13 protein-coding genes are annotated in these 16,319 nt (G+C 67.3%); 3 read left to right on the top strand and 10 right to left on the bottom strand.

The features are described from left to right. Positions 1–32 precede the first annotated feature (32 nt). Both C3B71_RS12985 and C3B71_RS12980 read right to left on the bottom strand, forming a co-directional pair. The gene (locus tag C3B71_RS12985) at positions 33–1,481 is read right to left on the bottom strand and encodes an MFS transporter (RefSeq protein ID WP_108968588.1); all 1,449 of its coding nucleotides are present in this window, start codon (positions 1,479–1,481) and stop codon (positions 33–35) included. Positions 1,482–1,583: 102 nt separating this feature from the next. Continuing rightward, complete coding sequence (locus tag C3B71_RS12980; protein WP_159097702.1) at positions 1,584–2,423, bottom strand: MBL fold metallo-hydrolase; 840 nt, start codon at positions 2,421–2,423, stop codon at positions 1,584–1,586. A 188-nt stretch (positions 2,424–2,611) separates the two neighbouring features. On the opposite strand from C3B71_RS12980, the gene C3B71_RS12975 reads away from it, so the two are divergent. After that, positions 2,612–3,637, top strand: a complete 1,026-nt coding sequence (locus C3B71_RS12975) for a LacI family DNA-binding transcriptional regulator (RefSeq protein WP_159097701.1) — start codon at positions 2,612–2,614, stop codon at positions 3,635–3,637. Positions 3,638–3,720: 83 nt separating this feature from the next. Here C3B71_RS12975 and C3B71_RS12970 read toward each other — a convergent pair whose 3' ends face one another. The 7 genes from C3B71_RS12970 to C3B71_RS12940 all read right to left on the bottom strand — a co-directional run bounded on the left by C3B71_RS12970 (position 3,721) and on the right by C3B71_RS12940 (position 13,506). Continuing rightward, complete coding sequence (locus C3B71_RS12970; RefSeq protein ID WP_234415924.1) at positions 3,721–6,786, bottom strand: glycosyl hydrolase; 3,066 nt, start codon at positions 6,784–6,786, stop codon at positions 3,721–3,723. Between the two features lie 46 nt (positions 6,787–6,832). Beyond that, the gene (locus C3B71_RS12965; protein WP_073329344.1) at positions 6,833–7,648 is read right to left on the bottom strand and encodes a class II aldolase/adducin family protein; all 816 of its coding nucleotides are present in this window, start codon (positions 7,646–7,648) and stop codon (positions 6,833–6,835) included. Between the two features lie 93 nt (positions 7,649–7,741). Continuing rightward, positions 7,742–8,866: an alpha/beta hydrolase gene (locus tag C3B71_RS12960; protein WP_108968582.1), complete on the bottom strand. Its 1,125-nt coding sequence runs from the start codon at positions 8,864–8,866 to the stop codon at positions 7,742–7,744. A gap of 54 nt (positions 8,867–8,920) precedes the next feature. After that, a complete protein-coding gene (locus C3B71_RS12955; RefSeq protein ID WP_108968580.1) occupies positions 8,921–10,480 on the bottom strand; it encodes a rhamnulokinase in 1,560 nt (519 codons plus the stop codon). Positions 10,481–10,494: 14 nt separating this feature from the next. Continuing rightward, complete coding sequence (gene rhaI / locus C3B71_RS12950) at positions 10,495–11,685, bottom strand: L-rhamnose isomerase (protein ID WP_108968578.1); 1,191 nt, start codon at positions 11,683–11,685, stop codon at positions 10,495–10,497. Between the two features lie 83 nt (positions 11,686–11,768). Continuing rightward, complete coding sequence (locus tag C3B71_RS12945) at positions 11,769–13,058, bottom strand: MFS transporter (protein ID WP_073329079.1); 1,290 nt, start codon at positions 13,056–13,058, stop codon at positions 11,769–11,771. Positions 13,059–13,101: 43 nt separating this feature from the next. Then, positions 13,102–13,506 carry an L-rhamnose mutarotase gene (locus C3B71_RS12940; protein WP_073329081.1) on the bottom strand — a complete coding sequence of 135 codons (405 nt, stop codon included), beginning with the start codon at positions 13,504–13,506 and terminating at the stop codon, positions 13,102–13,104. Between the two features lie 227 nt (positions 13,507–13,733). On the opposite strand from C3B71_RS12940, the gene C3B71_RS12935 reads away from it, so the two are divergent. Both C3B71_RS12935 and C3B71_RS16570 read left to right on the top strand, forming a co-directional pair. Further along, positions 13,734–14,414, top strand: a complete 681-nt coding sequence (locus tag C3B71_RS12935; RefSeq protein ID WP_108968576.1) for a hypothetical protein — start codon at positions 13,734–13,736, stop codon at positions 14,412–14,414. 3 nt (positions 14,415–14,417) lie between these two features. Beyond that, entirely contained in the window at positions 14,418–15,470 is a 1,053-nt protein-coding gene (locus tag C3B71_RS16570) for a hypothetical protein (RefSeq protein WP_234415923.1), read from the top strand. 62 nt (positions 15,471–15,532) lie between these two features. On the opposite strand, the gene C3B71_RS12925 is transcribed toward C3B71_RS16570, so the two are convergent. Next, a complete protein-coding gene (locus tag C3B71_RS12925) occupies positions 15,533–16,318 on the bottom strand; it encodes a hypothetical protein (protein WP_108968573.1) in 786 nt (261 codons plus the stop codon). Position 16,319: the final 1 nt, after the last annotated feature.

The following is a 16,319-nucleotide window of genomic DNA, read 5'->3' as shown; positions in this document are numbered from 1 at the left end:
TGGGCTCAGGCGCAGGCTGGTCGGCGCGGGGTTCACTCGGGTCGGCCCGCTGCCAGAGGTTCCTGCGCGTCGCCCTGGGCGCGCAGCGCCTCAATGTCTCGTTCGAGGCGGAATGAGAACGCCAGAGCCACGAATACGAGCAGGAACATTGTGAACGGGATCCAGTTGAACATGAGTTGGATGGCGGTGGTAACCGACTCGGGCTGGCGCAGCCCCTCCAGATCCAGGGAGCCGTCGAATCCGGAGGCGGACAGCACCCACCCGAAGACCGCGGTTCCCAGCCCCATGCCGATTTTCTGCGCCGCGGATACGCCCGCGTTGCCCATGCCCACGGCATCAATGCCGGTGCGAAGCCGGCCGTAAGTCAGCGTGTCGGCGACGATGCCCATTGCCATGCCGCCGGCCATTCCCAGGCCGAGGCCCTTGAGAATGTTGCAGACGATCATGATGGGAACGCTGAAGCCGAACAGACCGAACCCCAGATAACCCAGTGTCGAGATTCCGATGCCGGCGATGTAGATCTTCTCCTTGCCGAATCTGGCCATGAGCAATGGGGTGGCGAACATGATGGCGAACTGTGCAATGGCCATCGAGTTGGACAACCAGCTGTACTGGCTCATGTCGTAGAAGACGTACATGCAGTAGTAGATGGCGCCCACGGCGTTGAAAATGATCACGAAGAATATCGCCAGCATCGCCACGAACATCATCACCCAGTACTTGTTGGTTACTAGGGCCTTCACGCTCTCCCAGAAGCCGGCGCCGCCGGCCGAGGCGGCGGCCTTGGTGGAGCTCCCTCCGCCCTCGTGGACGCGCTCCTTCGTGGTGAAGACGGTTACGAGGGCCAGCAGGACCATCACCGCGCAGAAGCACAGCATGGTCAGGGTGTAGGCCTGCTGGGTGTTGGGGTTCGCGGCGTCGGAGGAGAATCGCGCGAGCAACCATACGAACACGGCGTTGACGATGACGTTGCCGAGGGTCTGGAAGATCTGCTGGATGTTTCCCAGTAGACCGCGCTCGTAGGAGTTCCGCGTCATCAGTGAGATCATCGAGTAGAACGGCACCAGCATCGAGGTCATGAACACCGCGTTGACCACGTTGTACATGACGAACACGTACACGTACTTCACGGCCCCGGGCCAGTTGGGCGGCACCAGGAAGAGCAGCATGACCGCCACGGCGAACGGGACGCATACTCTGAGCAGCCAGCTGCGCGCCTTGCCCAGCCTCGACTTCGTCCGGTCGACCAGTCTGCCGACAATGATGTCCGAGACGCCGTCGAACAGTTTGGAGACGGCGATGATGGTGGAGATGACGGCCGCGTCCAGCAAGGCGACGTTCGTGAAGTACACGGTCAGGAACGAGCCGAGAATTCCGTTGATGGCGTTAATGCCCAACTGGCCGGAACCGTATCCCACGCGCTCGACCCAGCCGAGGCGGGCGTCGGGATCGTCGTGGCGTGTTGCTAGTGACGCTGACATGTGACGTTCTCCTTTGAACTGCTTGGTGCCGGCGCCGGACCAGGTGCGGGCCCGACGCCGATGTCGATTTGGGTTGTGTTTGGGGACGGTGTGCTCGTTGAGTCAGAGGCGTTGCGGGTCGTAGACGAGGTTGGGGGCATCGTCTGCGGGCGGTCCGTCGTCGGTGGCGGGTGTGACGGCGCGGGCAATGCGGGCGTCGACGTCCTCGAAGTGGAAGGGGACGCCGTCGTCGGTTCCCGCCAGGACTCGACGGCCCAGAGCCAGTAGATCCTCTAGCACCGTCGGGGCGATCTCGCCGGCGCCGTGCGAGATGAGCACGCGGTCATAGGCGCCGGTGGTGCTGGCGTTGAGGTCCAGCAGCGCCGCGAGGTAGTCGGTGACCGTGGAACTCTCGGGCAGGAACAGGAAGGTGAACTGGTTGGCGACGTCCCCGGTGATGAGCACCCGCTCCTCCTCCACCAGCAGTGCCACCGAGCCGGGGGTGTGGCCCGGTGCGGCCAGCACGGCGACGCTCAGGCCGCCGAGTTCCAGGCGCTCGCCCGTATGTAATGGGGTGATACGGGAGGGATCCACCTCCGGAGCCAGAAACACGGGGTGTCCGTGGGTGGCGGCGGCATCGGCGTGAACCTGGCGGGACTTGAGCCGATGCTCGGCGAGTACGGGCAGATCGGCGGGGTGCATGCGCACATCCGGGAACTGCGAGGCGCCGAAGGCGTGATCGACGTGTCCGTGAGTCAGCACGACCGTCAGCGGCAGGTCGGTCAGCGAGGCGACGAGGGCGGCCAGGTCGCCCACGCCGTAACCGGTGTCGATGAGCAGTGCCCGCTCATCTCCGGTCACGAGATACATGTGTGCGTCGTAGGGGCCGCGTATGCGCGTCACGTGGGGGCTGACGGGCTCAGCGACGAATGCGGGCGCGCCGACCGTGGAGGAATCATCCATTGATTCGGTCCAATCTGACTGTTGACAGCAGGTTACACGGGTAACCTCGGGGCCTACGATAGGGTGTCTGTCGCGCCGCCGCAAGTGTGATCTCCCGAACAGGGCGCCCAGGTGTACTGTCAATCCCGCGGGCGGCCACGGCATCCCGACGCGTCGGCGCGAACTCCCGCAAACAGATGGAGGCACGGATGGCCCGGGTGCTCAGCAGTGATGTGGCGAGGCGTGCCGGCGTCTCTCGCGCCACCGTCAGCTACGTCCTCAACCGCCGTGCGGACAAGAGCATCTCCGAACAGACACGGCAGCGGGTGCTCCGAGCGGCCCGCGAACTCGGCTATGTCCCGTCGGCTACAGGGGCCGCACTCGGCTCGGGGCGTTCTCGGGTGGTGCTACTGCGTGATTCGGGACGTATCCCGTCGGCGGGCCAAGAGGTGCTTCCGTTGGGCTCCCTGGCCGGACTGCTGCGCGACGCCCTGGCCCGCGAGGTTCACTCCTGGGGGATGACCCTCCTGTCTTGCGGTTCGGACACGCCCATCGCCGACGTGCTCAAACACGTGGATCCTGCACTCGTCATCGCCCCGGCGGGCCTGAACAAGGACGAGACGGACGTGGTCGCCGCGGTGGGTGCGGCCTTGGTGGATCGTGACGGGCGGGGCGATCCGCTCTCCGATCTGGTCCTCGGCCAGTTGCCGGGCTTACAGGTGCGGTATTTGGCGGCTCATGGTTTGCGTCGCCCCGCCTACCTGACCACCCGGATGCCCGGGCTGGAACCATTGGTCGCTTCCCGCAGGCGGGCCGTGTTGGCGACCTGCGAGCAGGAGGGGCTTCCCGTCCCGCGCGAGTACGCCGTCGGACCTCTAGACGAGGATGCGGTTGGCGAGTTCACGGGAGTTCTGCACGACTGGTCGCAAGCCGGGGTCGACGCCGTGGTCTGTTTCAACGATCTGCACGCGGGCCTGGCGGTGGCGGCGGCAAGAAACGCGGGGCTGCGCGTGCCCGACGAGCTGGCGGTGATCGGAGCCGACGACGAGGTGCTGGGCAGGTTCCTCGACCCGCCGCTGACCACGGTGGCTCCAGACATGGTGGCCTTCGCGCAGTACCTGGCGGCCCGCGCACGAGCAGTGCTCGATGGGACAGAGATACCCGCTGCCCCCACCACGCTGGCGCGGGTGGTCGAGCGTGCCACTGTGCCCGCACCCGCTTCCCCGACCCCCTGACTCGCCGAGATCGGTGGAAGTGGCGGCGTCGGGGAGTATTGGTGTGTGTCGCCCCGACGTGCAGGGGGAACGCCGCGCGAGCCTCAGTTCTCGACTAGCAGGCGGACCGGGCCGGTCAGGCCGTAGTCACGCACCGGCACATGGTGCGGCCGGTACGGCAGACCACTGAGCAGCGCGGAAACGTCGGGAATCCGTTCGTAGTAGCCGCGGGCCTTGAGGCGGTTGGAAAGCGAGGAGGACACGCGCACGACGACGTCGTTGCTGCCCGTGCGCAGCAGGCCGGTCACGTCCACACGGGGCGCCGAGGTGTCGAAACCGATCGGTGCGCCGCCGTTGATACTCACCGACCCCAGGCCGCCGCAGACGTCGCCAAGATCGAGCACCGGACGCCCGTCCGGCACCACGTCAAGCCTGAGCGTGGTGCGGTACTCGCCCACGCCGGAGACCTCCGGGCCGACGCCGTCCAAGTCCTTCCATGGTGCCAGGGCGGTACCGTTGGCCCGCAGACGGGTGACGGCGGTGGTGGGGAGCACCTCGCGGGTCGCGTAACCCAGGCCGCGGTCCTCCTCGATCAGCTGGGCTTCGCCGGCGTCCCAGGACTCCACCGTGATGTCCCAGTCGGAGAGCTCGGCGACGATTGCGGGTGCAGTTGCGGACTCGCCCAGGGAGTACCCGGCCGAGCGGTCGAGCGTGATGACGGCGGCCTCGCCCGGGCGTAGGCGGACTGGGACGACGGTGACATCGGAGTGACCGGGGCCGATCGGCTCGGTGTGAGCGTCACCCAGCTCGCGGAATCGGCCGCTCCACTGGTCCAGTTGGTAGGCGATGCCGGCGCCGGGAATCTTGATATTCACGCGGGTGGGCGCCTCGGTCTCGTACAGGAAGTGGTAGACGTACACATGGGTCAGGTCCCCGTCGATGCGCTCGTAGGCGAGCACGTTCTGATTCGGGACGGCGAACTCGTGGTAGCCGATCACCCCCAGCGCTCGTAGCGCCTCCACGGCGCGGGCGGGCTCATCCACCTCGGCGACGCTCGGCAGCACCTTCAGCGCCGCCATGGTCGCGGCCAGCTCCGCGTCGCGCCCGTCCAGTCCGGGCGTGCGGGCGGCCGCGGCCCCGTAGTGGAAGTACTCGCCCGTCTCCAGGCGCTTGAGCTCGCTGGCCCCGTTGACGATCAGCACCCGCAGGCCCGCGCGCGCCCATTCGAGCAGCCGGGCGGCGACGTCGGCGTCGAGCGCCTCCTGGTAGACGATGAGGGCCTGGTAGCCGGGCCCGTCCGGCTGAACGACGCCGTCGGCGAAGACCACGTCGTCGCGCAGCAGCAGCGAGCCGTCGAAGAACTCGTACCCCCAGCCGGCGTCCTGCATACCCAGGTCACGCCACCAGTGGTTCTGGCGGTCGCGCATCCACATGCGCCCGTAGGCGACCTCGTCCGGAATGCGGCGCTCGCCGTCGTAGAACATCATGCCGGAGGAGTTGTCGGTGAAGTGGTCGGTGCGCAGAATGCCCACGTCGATGCGCGGACGGCCCCGACGCAGCACCTGCTGCACGCGCCCGACGGCCCGGTTCCACAGCGGATAGAACTCGGCGGCGGGCTGGCGCGTGTCGAAGCGTTCGGAGAACATGGGCAGCATGCCCTCATGGCCGGGCCACTCGGTGCTGCCCTCGGCGCCGGCGGGACTGGACCAGCCGTGCAGGACGGTCTTGGTGATGCCGGCCGCCAGCTGCGTGTTGATGATCTGGTCGTAGAAGCGGTGGGGCAGCATGTGGTTGCGGGTGGTCGCCCCGGTCTCCGAGGAGTACTGCTTGCCCAGTAGGTGCGCCGGCCCCGCCATGAGCCGGTAGGCGTCGATCTGGGAGCCGAACTCCAGGGACTCGGTCTCAATGCCGTCCACGGCCACGCCCGGGCGGGTCAGCTCGAAGGGCAGCCCATAGGAGATCTCGGCGCGCAACGCGATGCCCTGCTCGTGCAGGAAATCGGCGAAGGGCTGGAGCATGTGCTCGATGTACAGGTCGGTAAGGGTGGCCACGTAGTCGTGGCGGACCTTGGCGACTTCGATGGCGTGTGCGGCGTCGGGTTCGAAGCGGTACCGGGTGGACACCGCCATCAGCGGTGCGGAGCGCACCAGCAGGGGCAGCCAGGGGGTGATGTCGTAGCCGCGGCGGGCGCGGAACTCCTCGGCCACGCAGCGCCCCCAGAACATGCCGCCCTCGCCCCAGGTGTTCAGTTCCAAGGAGTCCATGTACATCTGAGCGCGGGGATTGCGGGCGATATCCGCCTTGAGGGCGTCGGTGAGGACGACCTCGCGCCAGTAGTCGATTACGGCGTCGACGCCGTCACGATCCAGGTAGTTGACCGTGTAGTTGACGGACGCCGACGGGCTCGCGGTCTGCCCGGTCCCGTGCATCCAGAAGACGAACAGTCGCCAGTCGCGTGCGTCCGGGGCGCTCCAGTCCAGTGCCTCGGCACCCTCGTCGCCGGTGACGAGGGGTGTCAGGTCGGTGAGGGTGCCGACGTCGATAACCGGTGTGAGTGCTTGGACGGTGGTCGTACCCGCCGCACCGTCGGCCCCGGCCAGGGTTGCGGCACCGTCGGAGGCGGGTGTGCTGAGTCCGGAGGCTGTTGGGCCGGAGTCGGTGACGGCGGCGGCGACGACGGCGACGAGGTGCTGCCGCTTCGGCGTCACCCGGGATCCCGGCAGTCCGCCCTCGCCGCGGTCGGCGCCCAGGTCGATGCGGGGCAGAAGGCCGACACGGCGCTCGCGGACGGGCTCGTACTCGACGTCGAGCTCCTGGGAGGCGGCGGGGTCGTCCGGGGTGATGGTGGGCAGGTTGGCGTTGGACCAGTTGGTGCCGGAGGTGAAGGAGAAGGACATGCCGCGGGCGGTGGTCTCGGCGACGATCGTGTGGGAGTCGTGGGTCCACTCCTCACTGCCCCAGCCGTAGCGGGCCTCGTCGATGTTCTCCTCGGGCATGGCCAGGAACTCCATGCCCCCGAAGCCGAGGCGGTGGGCTGCGGCGATCTCGCGGCGGATGGTGGCGTCGGTGTGCAGTCCCTCGGCCAGCCACCAGCGCAGCTCCGGGCGGTACTCGATGGGCGGCTCCGCGATGGCGGCGCGCAGCGCCTCCAGTGCGGCGGGGTGGGTCACGGGATTCTCCTTTGAAGTAGTTCGGATAATCTCGACGGCGGGGCGGCTAGAACAGGTCGGTGTCGACGTTGAAGGCCTCGACGACGGCGTGCAGCTCGGCGTCGGTGACGCCCTCGCCCAGGCCGCCGGCCATGATGTTGCGGACCTCGTACATGGCGCCGGTCTCGGCGTATTCGACCTTGTCGACGGCGGCCAGGGGGGCGACGTCGGAGCGCACCATGATGCCGTGCTTGGACCACAGCACGATCACGTGGTCGCGCAGGGCGCGCACATTGTTCTCCATGAGGGTGGCCGACCCGGGCACCATGAAGTCGAGCACCTCAATGCCCTGGGGCAGCTGCACGATCGTCTCCGGCTCCCAGCGCAGGATGCGGCGGTTGAAGTCCGCGGTGTTGCGGATGTCCTTGATGTGGGAGAGCTGGACCAGGTAGGGCGGCTGGGCGTGGATGACGGCCTGGAAGTCCACACCGCGCTGAGCCACCTGGTCGTTGTGGACCGCCAGGTGGGAGTTGAACTCGCTGGTGGGGCGCACGTAGGCGCGGTCGGGGTGGGTGTACCAGGTGCCGGTGACGCCGCCCTCGTCCACGACGAAGGCGGATACGTTCGCCTCCGGGGATGCGGCGACGTCGCGCAGGCGGCAGCCCGAGCCGGTCACCAGTACGGTGCGGCCGGCCAGCGCCGGGGCGGGCAGGGGCAGCTCGGTGCCGGGGGCGACCTGCGGGAAGCGGTCGGTCAGGGCCAGTTGTTCGGCCGTGGCATTGATGGACACGGAGATGTTGCCGGCGCCGGCCTCGACGGCGCCCATGTGGTCAAGGCGGCGTCCGGCGGCGCCCATCTGGGCGAGGATCTCTGACAGGGGCATGGTGGTCACGGTGGTTGTCCTTTCCGATCGGTGTTCTTGGAAGATTGTGGATGAGTGCGGCGGGGCGCTCGTACCCCGTCGGGGGTGGCCGTTTCAGACCGGGCGGGTCAGCCTTGCGGCGAAGCGGTCCAAGCTGGCGGCGGTCAGCGGCGAGCCGACGGCGTTGAGGTGCCCGTGGGGCACGCCCGCGCAGGTGAGCACCTCGACGTCGGCCCCCGCCTGCCGCAGCTGGCGGGCAAAGGCCTCACCGGAGGCGCGCAGGTCGTCGTTCTCGCAGTTCTCGATGTAGGTGGCAGGCCAGCCCGCCAGGCGGGCGGCATCGACCACGTCCCCGGGGAAGGCATAGGCGGGTGCGCCCGCGCCGGCGTCGAGTGGGGCGCCGAGGTAGTTGGTGTTCATCGCCGCCATCATGTCGGTGGGGAAGCGCAGGATCTGCGGCATCTGCTCCAGGCGGGCGGCCAGTTCCTCGCTGGGGGTGGGCCAGTGCCCGCCGTGCGCCACCGGGTAGGCGAGTAGCGCCTGCCAGGGGGCGGCGTCGTCGTCGATGCCGTGCAGCGTCACCCCGGCGGCCAGGTTCCCGCCCGCGCTCGCACCGCCGACGGCGATGCGAGCGGCGTCGATGCCGAACTCGGCGGCGTGCCCGCGCACCCACTGGTAGGCGGCGTAGGCGTCGTCGTGCGGGACCGGGTAGTGAACGCCGCCGGTGCACAGCCGGTAGAAGACCGAGACGACGCTCGCCCCGGTGCGGGTGGCCAGGCCGCGGGCGACGGCGTCGGCCTCGGGCATGTCCAGGTCGCCGCCCATGAAGGCGCCGCCGTGGTACCACACCAGTCCGGCGCGCAGGCCCGATTCCGTGGCCGGAGAGGGTGTGGGCGGGGCCCAGCCGGGTTCGGGGCGGTAGATGCGCACCGGTATCGGCCCGTGCGGGCCCGGCAGCTCGCGGTCCTCGACGAGCGTGTGAGTGGGCTCCGGCTCCCCGAAGGGCGCTTCCCACGCCTCCATGGCTGTCAGGGCCTCCGCGGCGAAGGGCGCCCCGGCGGTCGCGGCGGGGTCGGCGGCGGCCAGATCCTCGGCGCTCGGGGCCGGGAAGTCGGCGATCAGGTGCACTCGCTCGGCGTAGGGCGGTAGGAAGCCGCCCGCCAGCGGGGCGACGGGCACGCCGTCGCGGGTAGTGGTGGGCTGCGGCGTGGGCGGGGCGACGCCGGGAGCGTCGGTCATGGGTCTTCTCCGTGTAGTTGGCGGATGGTGCGTGGGGCGCGGGCGGGGTGTGGTTTAGCCGAATAGCTGCCGCTCGGCGGCGTCCCACCCGGCGGCCGCGGCCGGGTCGGGGGCGTACTCGGTGATGTCGCAGGAGGCGCCCACCAGCTTTCGCAGTGCGGTCAGGTCGCCTTCGATCAGCCCCGCGCCGCGGGCGGCGACGACGATGTTGCCCAGAGCGGTGCCCTCGGCGGGCCCGGCCACCACCTTCAACCCGGTGGCGTCGGCGGCCAGTTGACACAACAGCCGGTTGCTGATGCCGCCGCCGACCATGTGCAGCACGCCGACGCGTTTGCCGGACAGCTCGCTCGCCTCACGCATCGCGCGCCGGTAGGCCAGAGCCAGGGAGTCGTCGATGCAGCGCACGTACTCGCCCACACTGCGCGGGCGCGGCTGGCCGGTGCGGATGGCGAAGTCGTCGATGCGGGCGGCCATGTCGCCGGGATTGAAGAAGACCGGATCGTTGATGTCGACGACGGTGCGCAGCGGGTCGGCGGCCTCGGCGGCCGCATCGAGCTCCCGGTAGGACAGCTCCAGGCCCTGCTCGCGCCAGGTGCGCACGGCCTCGTTGAACACCCACAGCCCCATGACGTTCTTCAGGTAGCGGACCGTACCGTCCACGCCGAGCTCGTTGGTGAAGTTGGCGGCCCGAGATGCCTCGGTGAGCACCGGTGCGTCCAGCTCGAGTCCGACCAGCGACCAGGTGCCGCAGGAGATGTAGGCGAAGTCGCTTCCGGCCGCGGGCACGGCGGCGACCGCGGAGGCGGTGTCGTGGGAGCCGACGGCGACCACCGGCGTCGGGCGACCGTCAGGGTCGAAGACATCGACGACGTCGCGGCGTACCGGCCCGACGACGGTGCCGGCCTCCACGACCTCCGGCAGCACGCCGTCCAGGTCCACACCGAGCTCGGTGTGCAGCCGCTCAAGCAGTGGCGCGGACCAGGCGCGCTCCCGGGCGTCGACCAGGCCGGTGGTGGAGGCGTTGGTGATCTCGGCGACCGGCCTGCCGGTGAGCCAATAGGTGAACAGGTCCGGCAACAGCAGCATGGTGCGCTGGGCGGAGCCTGCGCCTGCGGCCGAGACGACGCCCCCGTCGGCCGGTGTGGCACGGGGCAGGCCGCCGTCGCGGGACTCGGCCACCAGCTGGAAGAGCGTGTTGAAGTCCTGCACCTGCAGGCCGTTGACCGAATACATCTCGGGGGCGGGGATGGCCGCGAAGACCTCCTCGGGCACGCCCCGCGTGCGGGGACAGCGATAGGCACTCACCTGTCCGGACAACAGGCCGCTGGGGCCGAGCAGTCCGTAGTCGACGCCCCAGGTGTCGATGCCGACGGCCGACAGCGGGCCGACGTCGCGCACGGCGGCGAGCAGACCCTGGCGGATCTCGTCCCACAGGTGCAGCACGTCCCAGTACAGGCGCTCGCCGCCGGGTCCCGGCAGGGGAATGGGCCCGTTGGCGAAGCGGCGCGTCTCGGTCAGTTCGATGCGGCCGTCGGCGATGGTGCCGACCATGACGCGCCCGGAGGAGGCGCCCAGGTCGACGGCCCCGACGTGGATGGGGTGGGCGTTGGTCATGGTCGGCACCTCTCTCAGGCTCCCCAGCCGGCGGCGGTGCCGCCGACACGCTCGGAGCGGATCTTGTCCAGGTAGCCGGACTCGATGAAGGCCTTCATCGGGTCGGGGGCCAGTCCCTGGGACTCGCGCAGCTCCGCCAGCAGCGGGCGCACGTCGGTGTTGTAGGCGTCAACCAGGATGTCGTTGGCGGCCAGGACATCGCCGGCGCGCTGCGCCTGGTCGAGGGCCTCGCGGTCCACCAGGAGCGCCTTGGCGGTCGCCTCCTGCACGTTGGTGGCCGAACGAATTTCGCCGGGAATCTTCTCCTCCAGGTTGTGGCACTGGTCGAGCATGAAGTTGACACCGGAGTCGGGGGCGAGTGCCCCGGCCGAGACGATCTCGTTCATGATGCGGAACAGCTGGTAGGGGTCGGCTGCACCCACGATCAGGTCGTCGTCGGCGTAGAAGCGCGAGTTGAAGTCGAAGGCGCCCAGGCGGCCCAGCCGTAGCAGCTGGGCGACGATGAACTCGATGTTGGTGCCGGGGGCGTGGTGGCCGGTGTCGAGCACGACCTTGGCGCGGTCTCCCAGTGCCAGGCAGTGTACGAGGCTGGTGCCCCAGTCCGGCACGTCGGTGTGGTAGAAGGCCGGCTCGAAGAACTTGTACTCCAGCACCAGTTCCTGGTCGTCGTCGAGGGCGGCGTAGATCTCCGCCAGGGAGTCCGCCAGGCGATCCTGGCGGGCGCGGATGGAGTCCTGGCCGGGGTAGTTGGTGCCGTCGGCGAGCCAGATCTTCAGGGCCGGCGAGCCGGTGGCGCGCATGATGTCGATGCACTCCAGGTGGTGGTCGATTGCCTTGCGGCGGATGCGCTCATTGGAGTTGGTCAGGGAGCCGAGCTTGTAGTCCTCGTCCTGGAAGACGTTGGAGTTGATGTTGCCGATGGTGACGCCCTGGTCCTCGGCGTGCTTGCGCAGCGTCTCGTAGTCGTCCACCTTGTCCCACGGAATGTGCAGGGAGACCCGGGGGGTGACGCCGGTGTACTTGTTGACCTGGGCGACGTCGTCGATCTTCTCGTAGGGGTCGCGGGGTACGCCGGCGGTGGTGAACACGCGGAAGCGGGTGCCGGAGTTGCCGAAGGCCCAGCTGGGCAGCTCGATGGTCTGGGTTTCAAGCAGACCACGGGCCTCGGCACTGAGGTCGGACAGCGAGGGGACCGATGCGGTCATGGTTTCTCTCCGTTTCTTGAATGTGTTGGTTCGGATGGTGATGGGTTGTTGCGGCCCCGGCCGGTGGACCGGGCCATGGGTGATCAGGCGTTGGCGTTGGTGACGCGCTCGCCGTAGCGTTCCAACTCGATCTCCTCCAGGGACTTGCCCTGGGTCTTGGGGGCGCCGATGGTGCCCACCAGGGTGGAGACGACGAGGAAGCCGATGAGGATCAGGCCGTCGACGACCAGGCCGCCCTCCCACTTGAGGATGACCGGGAAGATCAGTGAGATCAGGCCGGAGGCCAGGCGAACCGCGAAGAACACGATGCCCTGAGCGGCCGAGCGGTACGGGGTGGCGAACAGCTCGGGGGACCACACCGAGTAGAAGGCCTGGGCGGACGGGCCGGCGGACAGGCCCCACACGATGGTGTAGCCGAAGGCGGTCCAGGCGGCGTCGGAGGGACCGAAGACCAGGATGATCCAGGAGACGATGGCCGCCAGCCCGCCTACCAGGAAGTGCCACCGGTAGGGGACGCGGTCCACCAGGTTCATGAAGACGAAGGTGGAGACGATGACGAAGCCCCATGACAGCATGGAGAACAGGTCGGTCTGGAGGGTCTCGTAGCCCATGGAGCTGAGGATCGTGGGCAGGAAGATGCCGTTCTGGGAGGCGGCCTGGTTCCAGCAGGTGTAGATGACGGCCAGGAAGATGAGGGCGGTGATGTTCACGCGACGGTTGAACAGCTTGCGGAAGGCGGCCCACATCGACGGCGGCTTGGCCTGGGCGCCGCCCTTGGCGTTCTGCCAGGTCTCGGACTCCTCCAGCCCCTGCCGGATGTACCAGGTGACCAGGGCGATCACGACCAGGTGGGCGAAGATGATGCGGCTGCCGAGCAGGCCCAGCGGGGCGAGGGCGGCGGCCAGGCCGTAGCCGATGAACGGGCCGAAGGACCAGGCCAGCTGCGTGGCGCCGATGTGCTTGCCGCGCTGCCCGGTGGGGGCGAACTCGGCGATGTAGGTCCAGCCGGCGGGGACGGAGGCGCCCACGGCCAGGCCGATGATGACGAAGCCGGTGAACAGCATCGGCAGGTTGGCGGTGAAGACGACGATCAGGCCGCCGAGCGCATACAGCAGCAGGTCATAGGTGTAGATGAACTTGCGCCCGTACTTGTCGCACAGCGGGCCGCCGATCAGGGCGCCGATGGCGGCGCCGAAGGCGTTGGAGCTGAAGGCGGCGAGCAGACCCGCGATGGTGCCGTCGTCGTCGGGGAAGTAGGCGGCGCTCCAGAAGCCGAGCGAGGTGGCGATGGCGATGATGGAGCCGGAGTCGATGTAGTTCGACATGGAGACGGCGGCGGTCGCCTTCCAGCCGGTTAGTGGCTTGCGTGCCACGGGTTCCTCCTTGAATCGTGGGGGACGGGGGCGGGCGGGGGCGTCAGGGAAGGTAGAAGTACTGGGGCAGGATCTCGTTGGTGCCGCCGTCGGGCTGGACGAAGTACTGGGCCATCTCCTTCTGCCAGCGGGTGTTGACCTCTTCGTCGCTCATGGCGGACTGGGCGGCGTCGACGTCGTCGGATTCGAAGTAGCCGACGACGAGCCCGTCCTCGGGGCGCAGGAACAGCGAGTAGTTGCGCCATCCGCAGCGAGTCAGGGCCTGGCGCATCTCCTCCCACACGTGCTGGTGGACCTCGACGTACTCGGTGAGCCGGTCCGGACGTACGTGCAGCAGGAAGCAGCAGCGGTGAGGGGAGCGGGCGGTGGTCGTGCTCAGCAGCTCGGTGAGGGCTGCCTGCGCGGAGGTGCCCGCGGTGGAGGCGTCGGCGCTGGGGGAGTCGGTCATGGAACGTCCTTGTTCGAGTCTTGCGCCGCTGGTTTCGCGGCGCCAACGGTGTGAACCGTTTCAACATCGGCAACGCTAGTCCGGTCCCGGGCGAGTGTCAAGGGTGCTGGGGCGTGTGCCTGCCGCCGTTGTTGCTTGCGTGTGATCTACGGGCGTGTGAGACTCTATAACATCCTGATGACGTTGATTGCGAGTGCGACCTGTGAGGGCCCGCGGAGGAGTTGGTCATGCTTGGTTTCCTGCCCGGTTCTCCAAGGTTGCGCCGTGCCGCTGTTGGTGCGGCGGCGCTGCTGCTGGCCTGTGCGCCGGTGGTGGCGTGTTCGTCTGAGTCGGACGACAACCCCTTGGGTATCCCCACCTATGATCCGGAGGCTGCGGCGTCGGCGGAGGCGTCTGAGTCCGCGGCTGCTGCTTCCGCGGAGGCTGCGGGTGTGGTGACGGCGGAGTCGCTGTCCACCGAGCGCTACGAAGTTACCTCCATCCCCGAGGATCTGGATGAGCAGCAGACTGAAGTCCTGAAGGCCTTCGTCAACTACGACCAGGTCACCTGGAACATCTGGTTCACCGGCACCGGCGTAGAAAACGCCGAACCACTCACCACCGACGAAGAATATCAGATAATCGTAAACAATTACGAAGCTTCTAGTGGAGAGATCGTTGAGGGTGGACTGAGGATTGCGATTGCTTCCGTACTCATAACATCGCCATATTCTAAGAACGCTCAGGCGGAAGTTGTCACTTGTGGGGACCAATCGGCGCTGACCGCCTACGATGCTCAGGGTAATGATGTCAGTAACCCTGAAGTCCTCCAAGGGCGCTATGAAACGCTAATCACTATGATCAATGAGGATGGAACCTGGAAAGTGTCAGGCGAACAGACTCTATCCACTAATGAGTGTGCGGTGTGAGTTATGATGATCGATAGACGTGTTTCGGCGGCTGTGATGGCGTTAGTTATCAGCCTGGCCTCTGTTGTGGCCCCTGCGCAGGCTAAAGGTATCGGGAATAATGACACTGGTTTGTCATCTGGTTCGGTGTCATCTGGCGGGGATGGTTCGGTGACGATGAGTGTGGAGGTGGAGTCTGTGTCGGCTGCTGCGGACGGGTCTGGTTCGGGTGGCGCTACGGTGTCGTCGCAGTCGGTGACGGCTGCGGTGCATCCGGTGTGCTGGTACCAGGAGGGCAGTACGGGGGCGGAGGTGGCTGAGTGGTTCGACTCCGGTGAGGCGGACGAGGATACCCGGAACTTGAACTTTGATGGGAAGAGTGTGGAGGAGCAGAAACTAGACTACCCCGACTACCGGTTGCACGCGGATGACACGGAAGGGCGCTGGTATATGCCGACGTGCTCGTCGAAGTATATGGCCGACGATGACGAGCGCAGCATTGGCGATATCGCTGAGGCGTACTATGCGGAAAATAGCCCGGTGTGGGTTCCCGCAGGCGAGTCTGCTCCCGTTCCGGAGGTGGATGGGGCGACGTTGGCGCAGGCCGCCTGGGATGCGGTGACGATCCCTACGGCGACGATCTCGTATAACCCGATGGTTGGGGATGTGGGGGCCACGATTGTGGGTATGGATACCTGGGTGTGGGCCACGGGTGATACCCCCAAGGAGGTGCAGGTGACGGCTACGGCGGGGTCTACCACCGCCACGATCACCGCCACGGCCTCGATGCTGACCCTTCAGCCTAAGGATGGCACTGCCACGTGCACCGGCTTCGGCATCCCCTGGAGTGAGGACAATGACGCCAAGGGTACGGACTGCCTGATCGTGTTCGACCGGTCCAGTGCGCACTTCAAGGACGGTGTGACTCCGGTAGACATCAAAGTGTCCTACGCGATCACCTACACGGCCACCGACGGCGCCGCCGGAACCATGGACACGCATACCACGTCCACGACCACCAGCATCCCGGTGGCGGAGATCCAGGCCCTAAACACCATACCCACCAAACAACCATAAGGCGCCGGCTAATCTCTACTTGTCGTACCGAAGGTAGCTGTGGATCGCTTGCGCTTGTGTCATTATGCGGACGGGGTGCTGGTGGGTTGGTCGTTGGCGGTCATCGGGGCCGCGGCAGGAGTATTGACGGCGTCAGAGGTTTCGGGGGTGCCGGGGTCTTGGCTGGGGTTGGGGTTTGGAATGGCGTGGTGTTCCTGAGCTTGGATGACGACGTACGTCAGCAGCTCGGGCATGACGGCCATGGCCTCCTGGGTGGTTTTGGGGCCGTCTAGGTTATTCTCTGGATGGGGAATGACCGCTGCTATTGTGAAGCCGTCTCCGAACCAGATACCGTGCACATAGTTGCTTTGGCCAGATTGCATTACCCAGAGGTAGGTGTTGCCCTCTAGTTCGGGGGTGTTGAGTTTCTGGACTCCGTTGTCGGTGTCCGCGGCCATGGTCTCATCGGTCCACTTGTAACCGTTTCCGGCGTCGTACTCGTCGTCGTGCCAGTATTCGATGAACGCGATGGTGCCGTACATTTCGTAGCCTCTGGCGTCCGTGGCCGTCGGCATGCCCGACGAAACAGTGCAACGCCTATTCCAGCCCCCATAGGCGAGTACATGGTCGCTTCCGATGTGGCTGTCAAGGATTCGGTCGAGCTCGGCGGTGTTGTAGACGTCCTGGCATACGGCCTCCGGCGGCACCGGCATCTCCTCCGGTTGATCCCAGGGACGCCACCACAAGCCGACGATACCAGTTGCGACGAGCGCCAAGACCAGCGCGATCACGATGGCGCGGTTCCGAGCGTCGTGGGCGGATTCCGGGAGGGGAGTGTCCGGTGCGGGTGCGGGAGTGGTGGATTCCATG

It is taken from the genome of Actinomyces sp. Z16 (genome assembly GCF_003111765.1).
GTDB classification, from domain to species: domain Bacteria; phylum Actinomycetota; class Actinomycetes; order Actinomycetales; family Actinomycetaceae; genus Actinomyces; species Actinomyces glycerinitolerans.
This window is presented reverse-complemented; position numbering and strand designations above follow the sequence as displayed.

Coding starts and splice junctions, on each gene's coding strand:
- C3B71_RS16570 (WP_234415923.1), top strand. CDS start 14,418: ATGATGATCGATAGACGTGTTTCGGCGGCTGTGATGGCGTTAGTTATC.
- C3B71_RS12975 (WP_159097701.1), top strand. CDS start 2,612: ATGGCCCGGGTGCTCAGCAGTGATGTGGCGAGGCGTGCCGGCGTCTCT.
- C3B71_RS12940 (WP_073329081.1), bottom strand. CDS start 13,506: ATGACCGACTCCCCCAGCGCCGACGCCTCCACCGCGGGCACCTCCGCG.
- C3B71_RS12960 (WP_108968582.1), bottom strand. CDS start 8,866: ATGACCGACGCTCCCGGCGTCGCCCCGCCCACGCCGCAGCCCACCACT.
- C3B71_RS12980 (WP_159097702.1), bottom strand. CDS start 2,423: ATGGATGATTCCTCCACGGTCGGCGCGCCCGCATTCGTCGCTGAGCCC.
- C3B71_RS12935 (WP_108968576.1), top strand. CDS start 13,734: ATGCTTGGTTTCCTGCCCGGTTCTCCAAGGTTGCGCCGTGCCGCTGTT.
- C3B71_RS12985 (WP_108968588.1), bottom strand. CDS start 1,481: ATGTCAGCGTCACTAGCAACACGCCACGACGATCCCGACGCCCGCCTC.
- rhaI (WP_108968578.1), bottom strand. CDS start 11,685: ATGACCGCATCGGTCCCCTCGCTGTCCGACCTCAGTGCCGAGGCCCGT.
- C3B71_RS12955 (WP_108968580.1), bottom strand. CDS start 10,480: ATGACCAACGCCCACCCCATCCACGTCGGGGCCGTCGACCTGGGCGCC.
- C3B71_RS12925 (WP_108968573.1), bottom strand. CDS start 16,318: ATGGAATCCACCACTCCCGCACCCGCACCGGACACTCCCCTCCCGGAA.
- C3B71_RS12965 (WP_073329344.1), bottom strand. CDS start 7,648: ATGCCCCTGTCAGAGATCCTCGCCCAGATGGGCGCCGCCGGACGCCGC.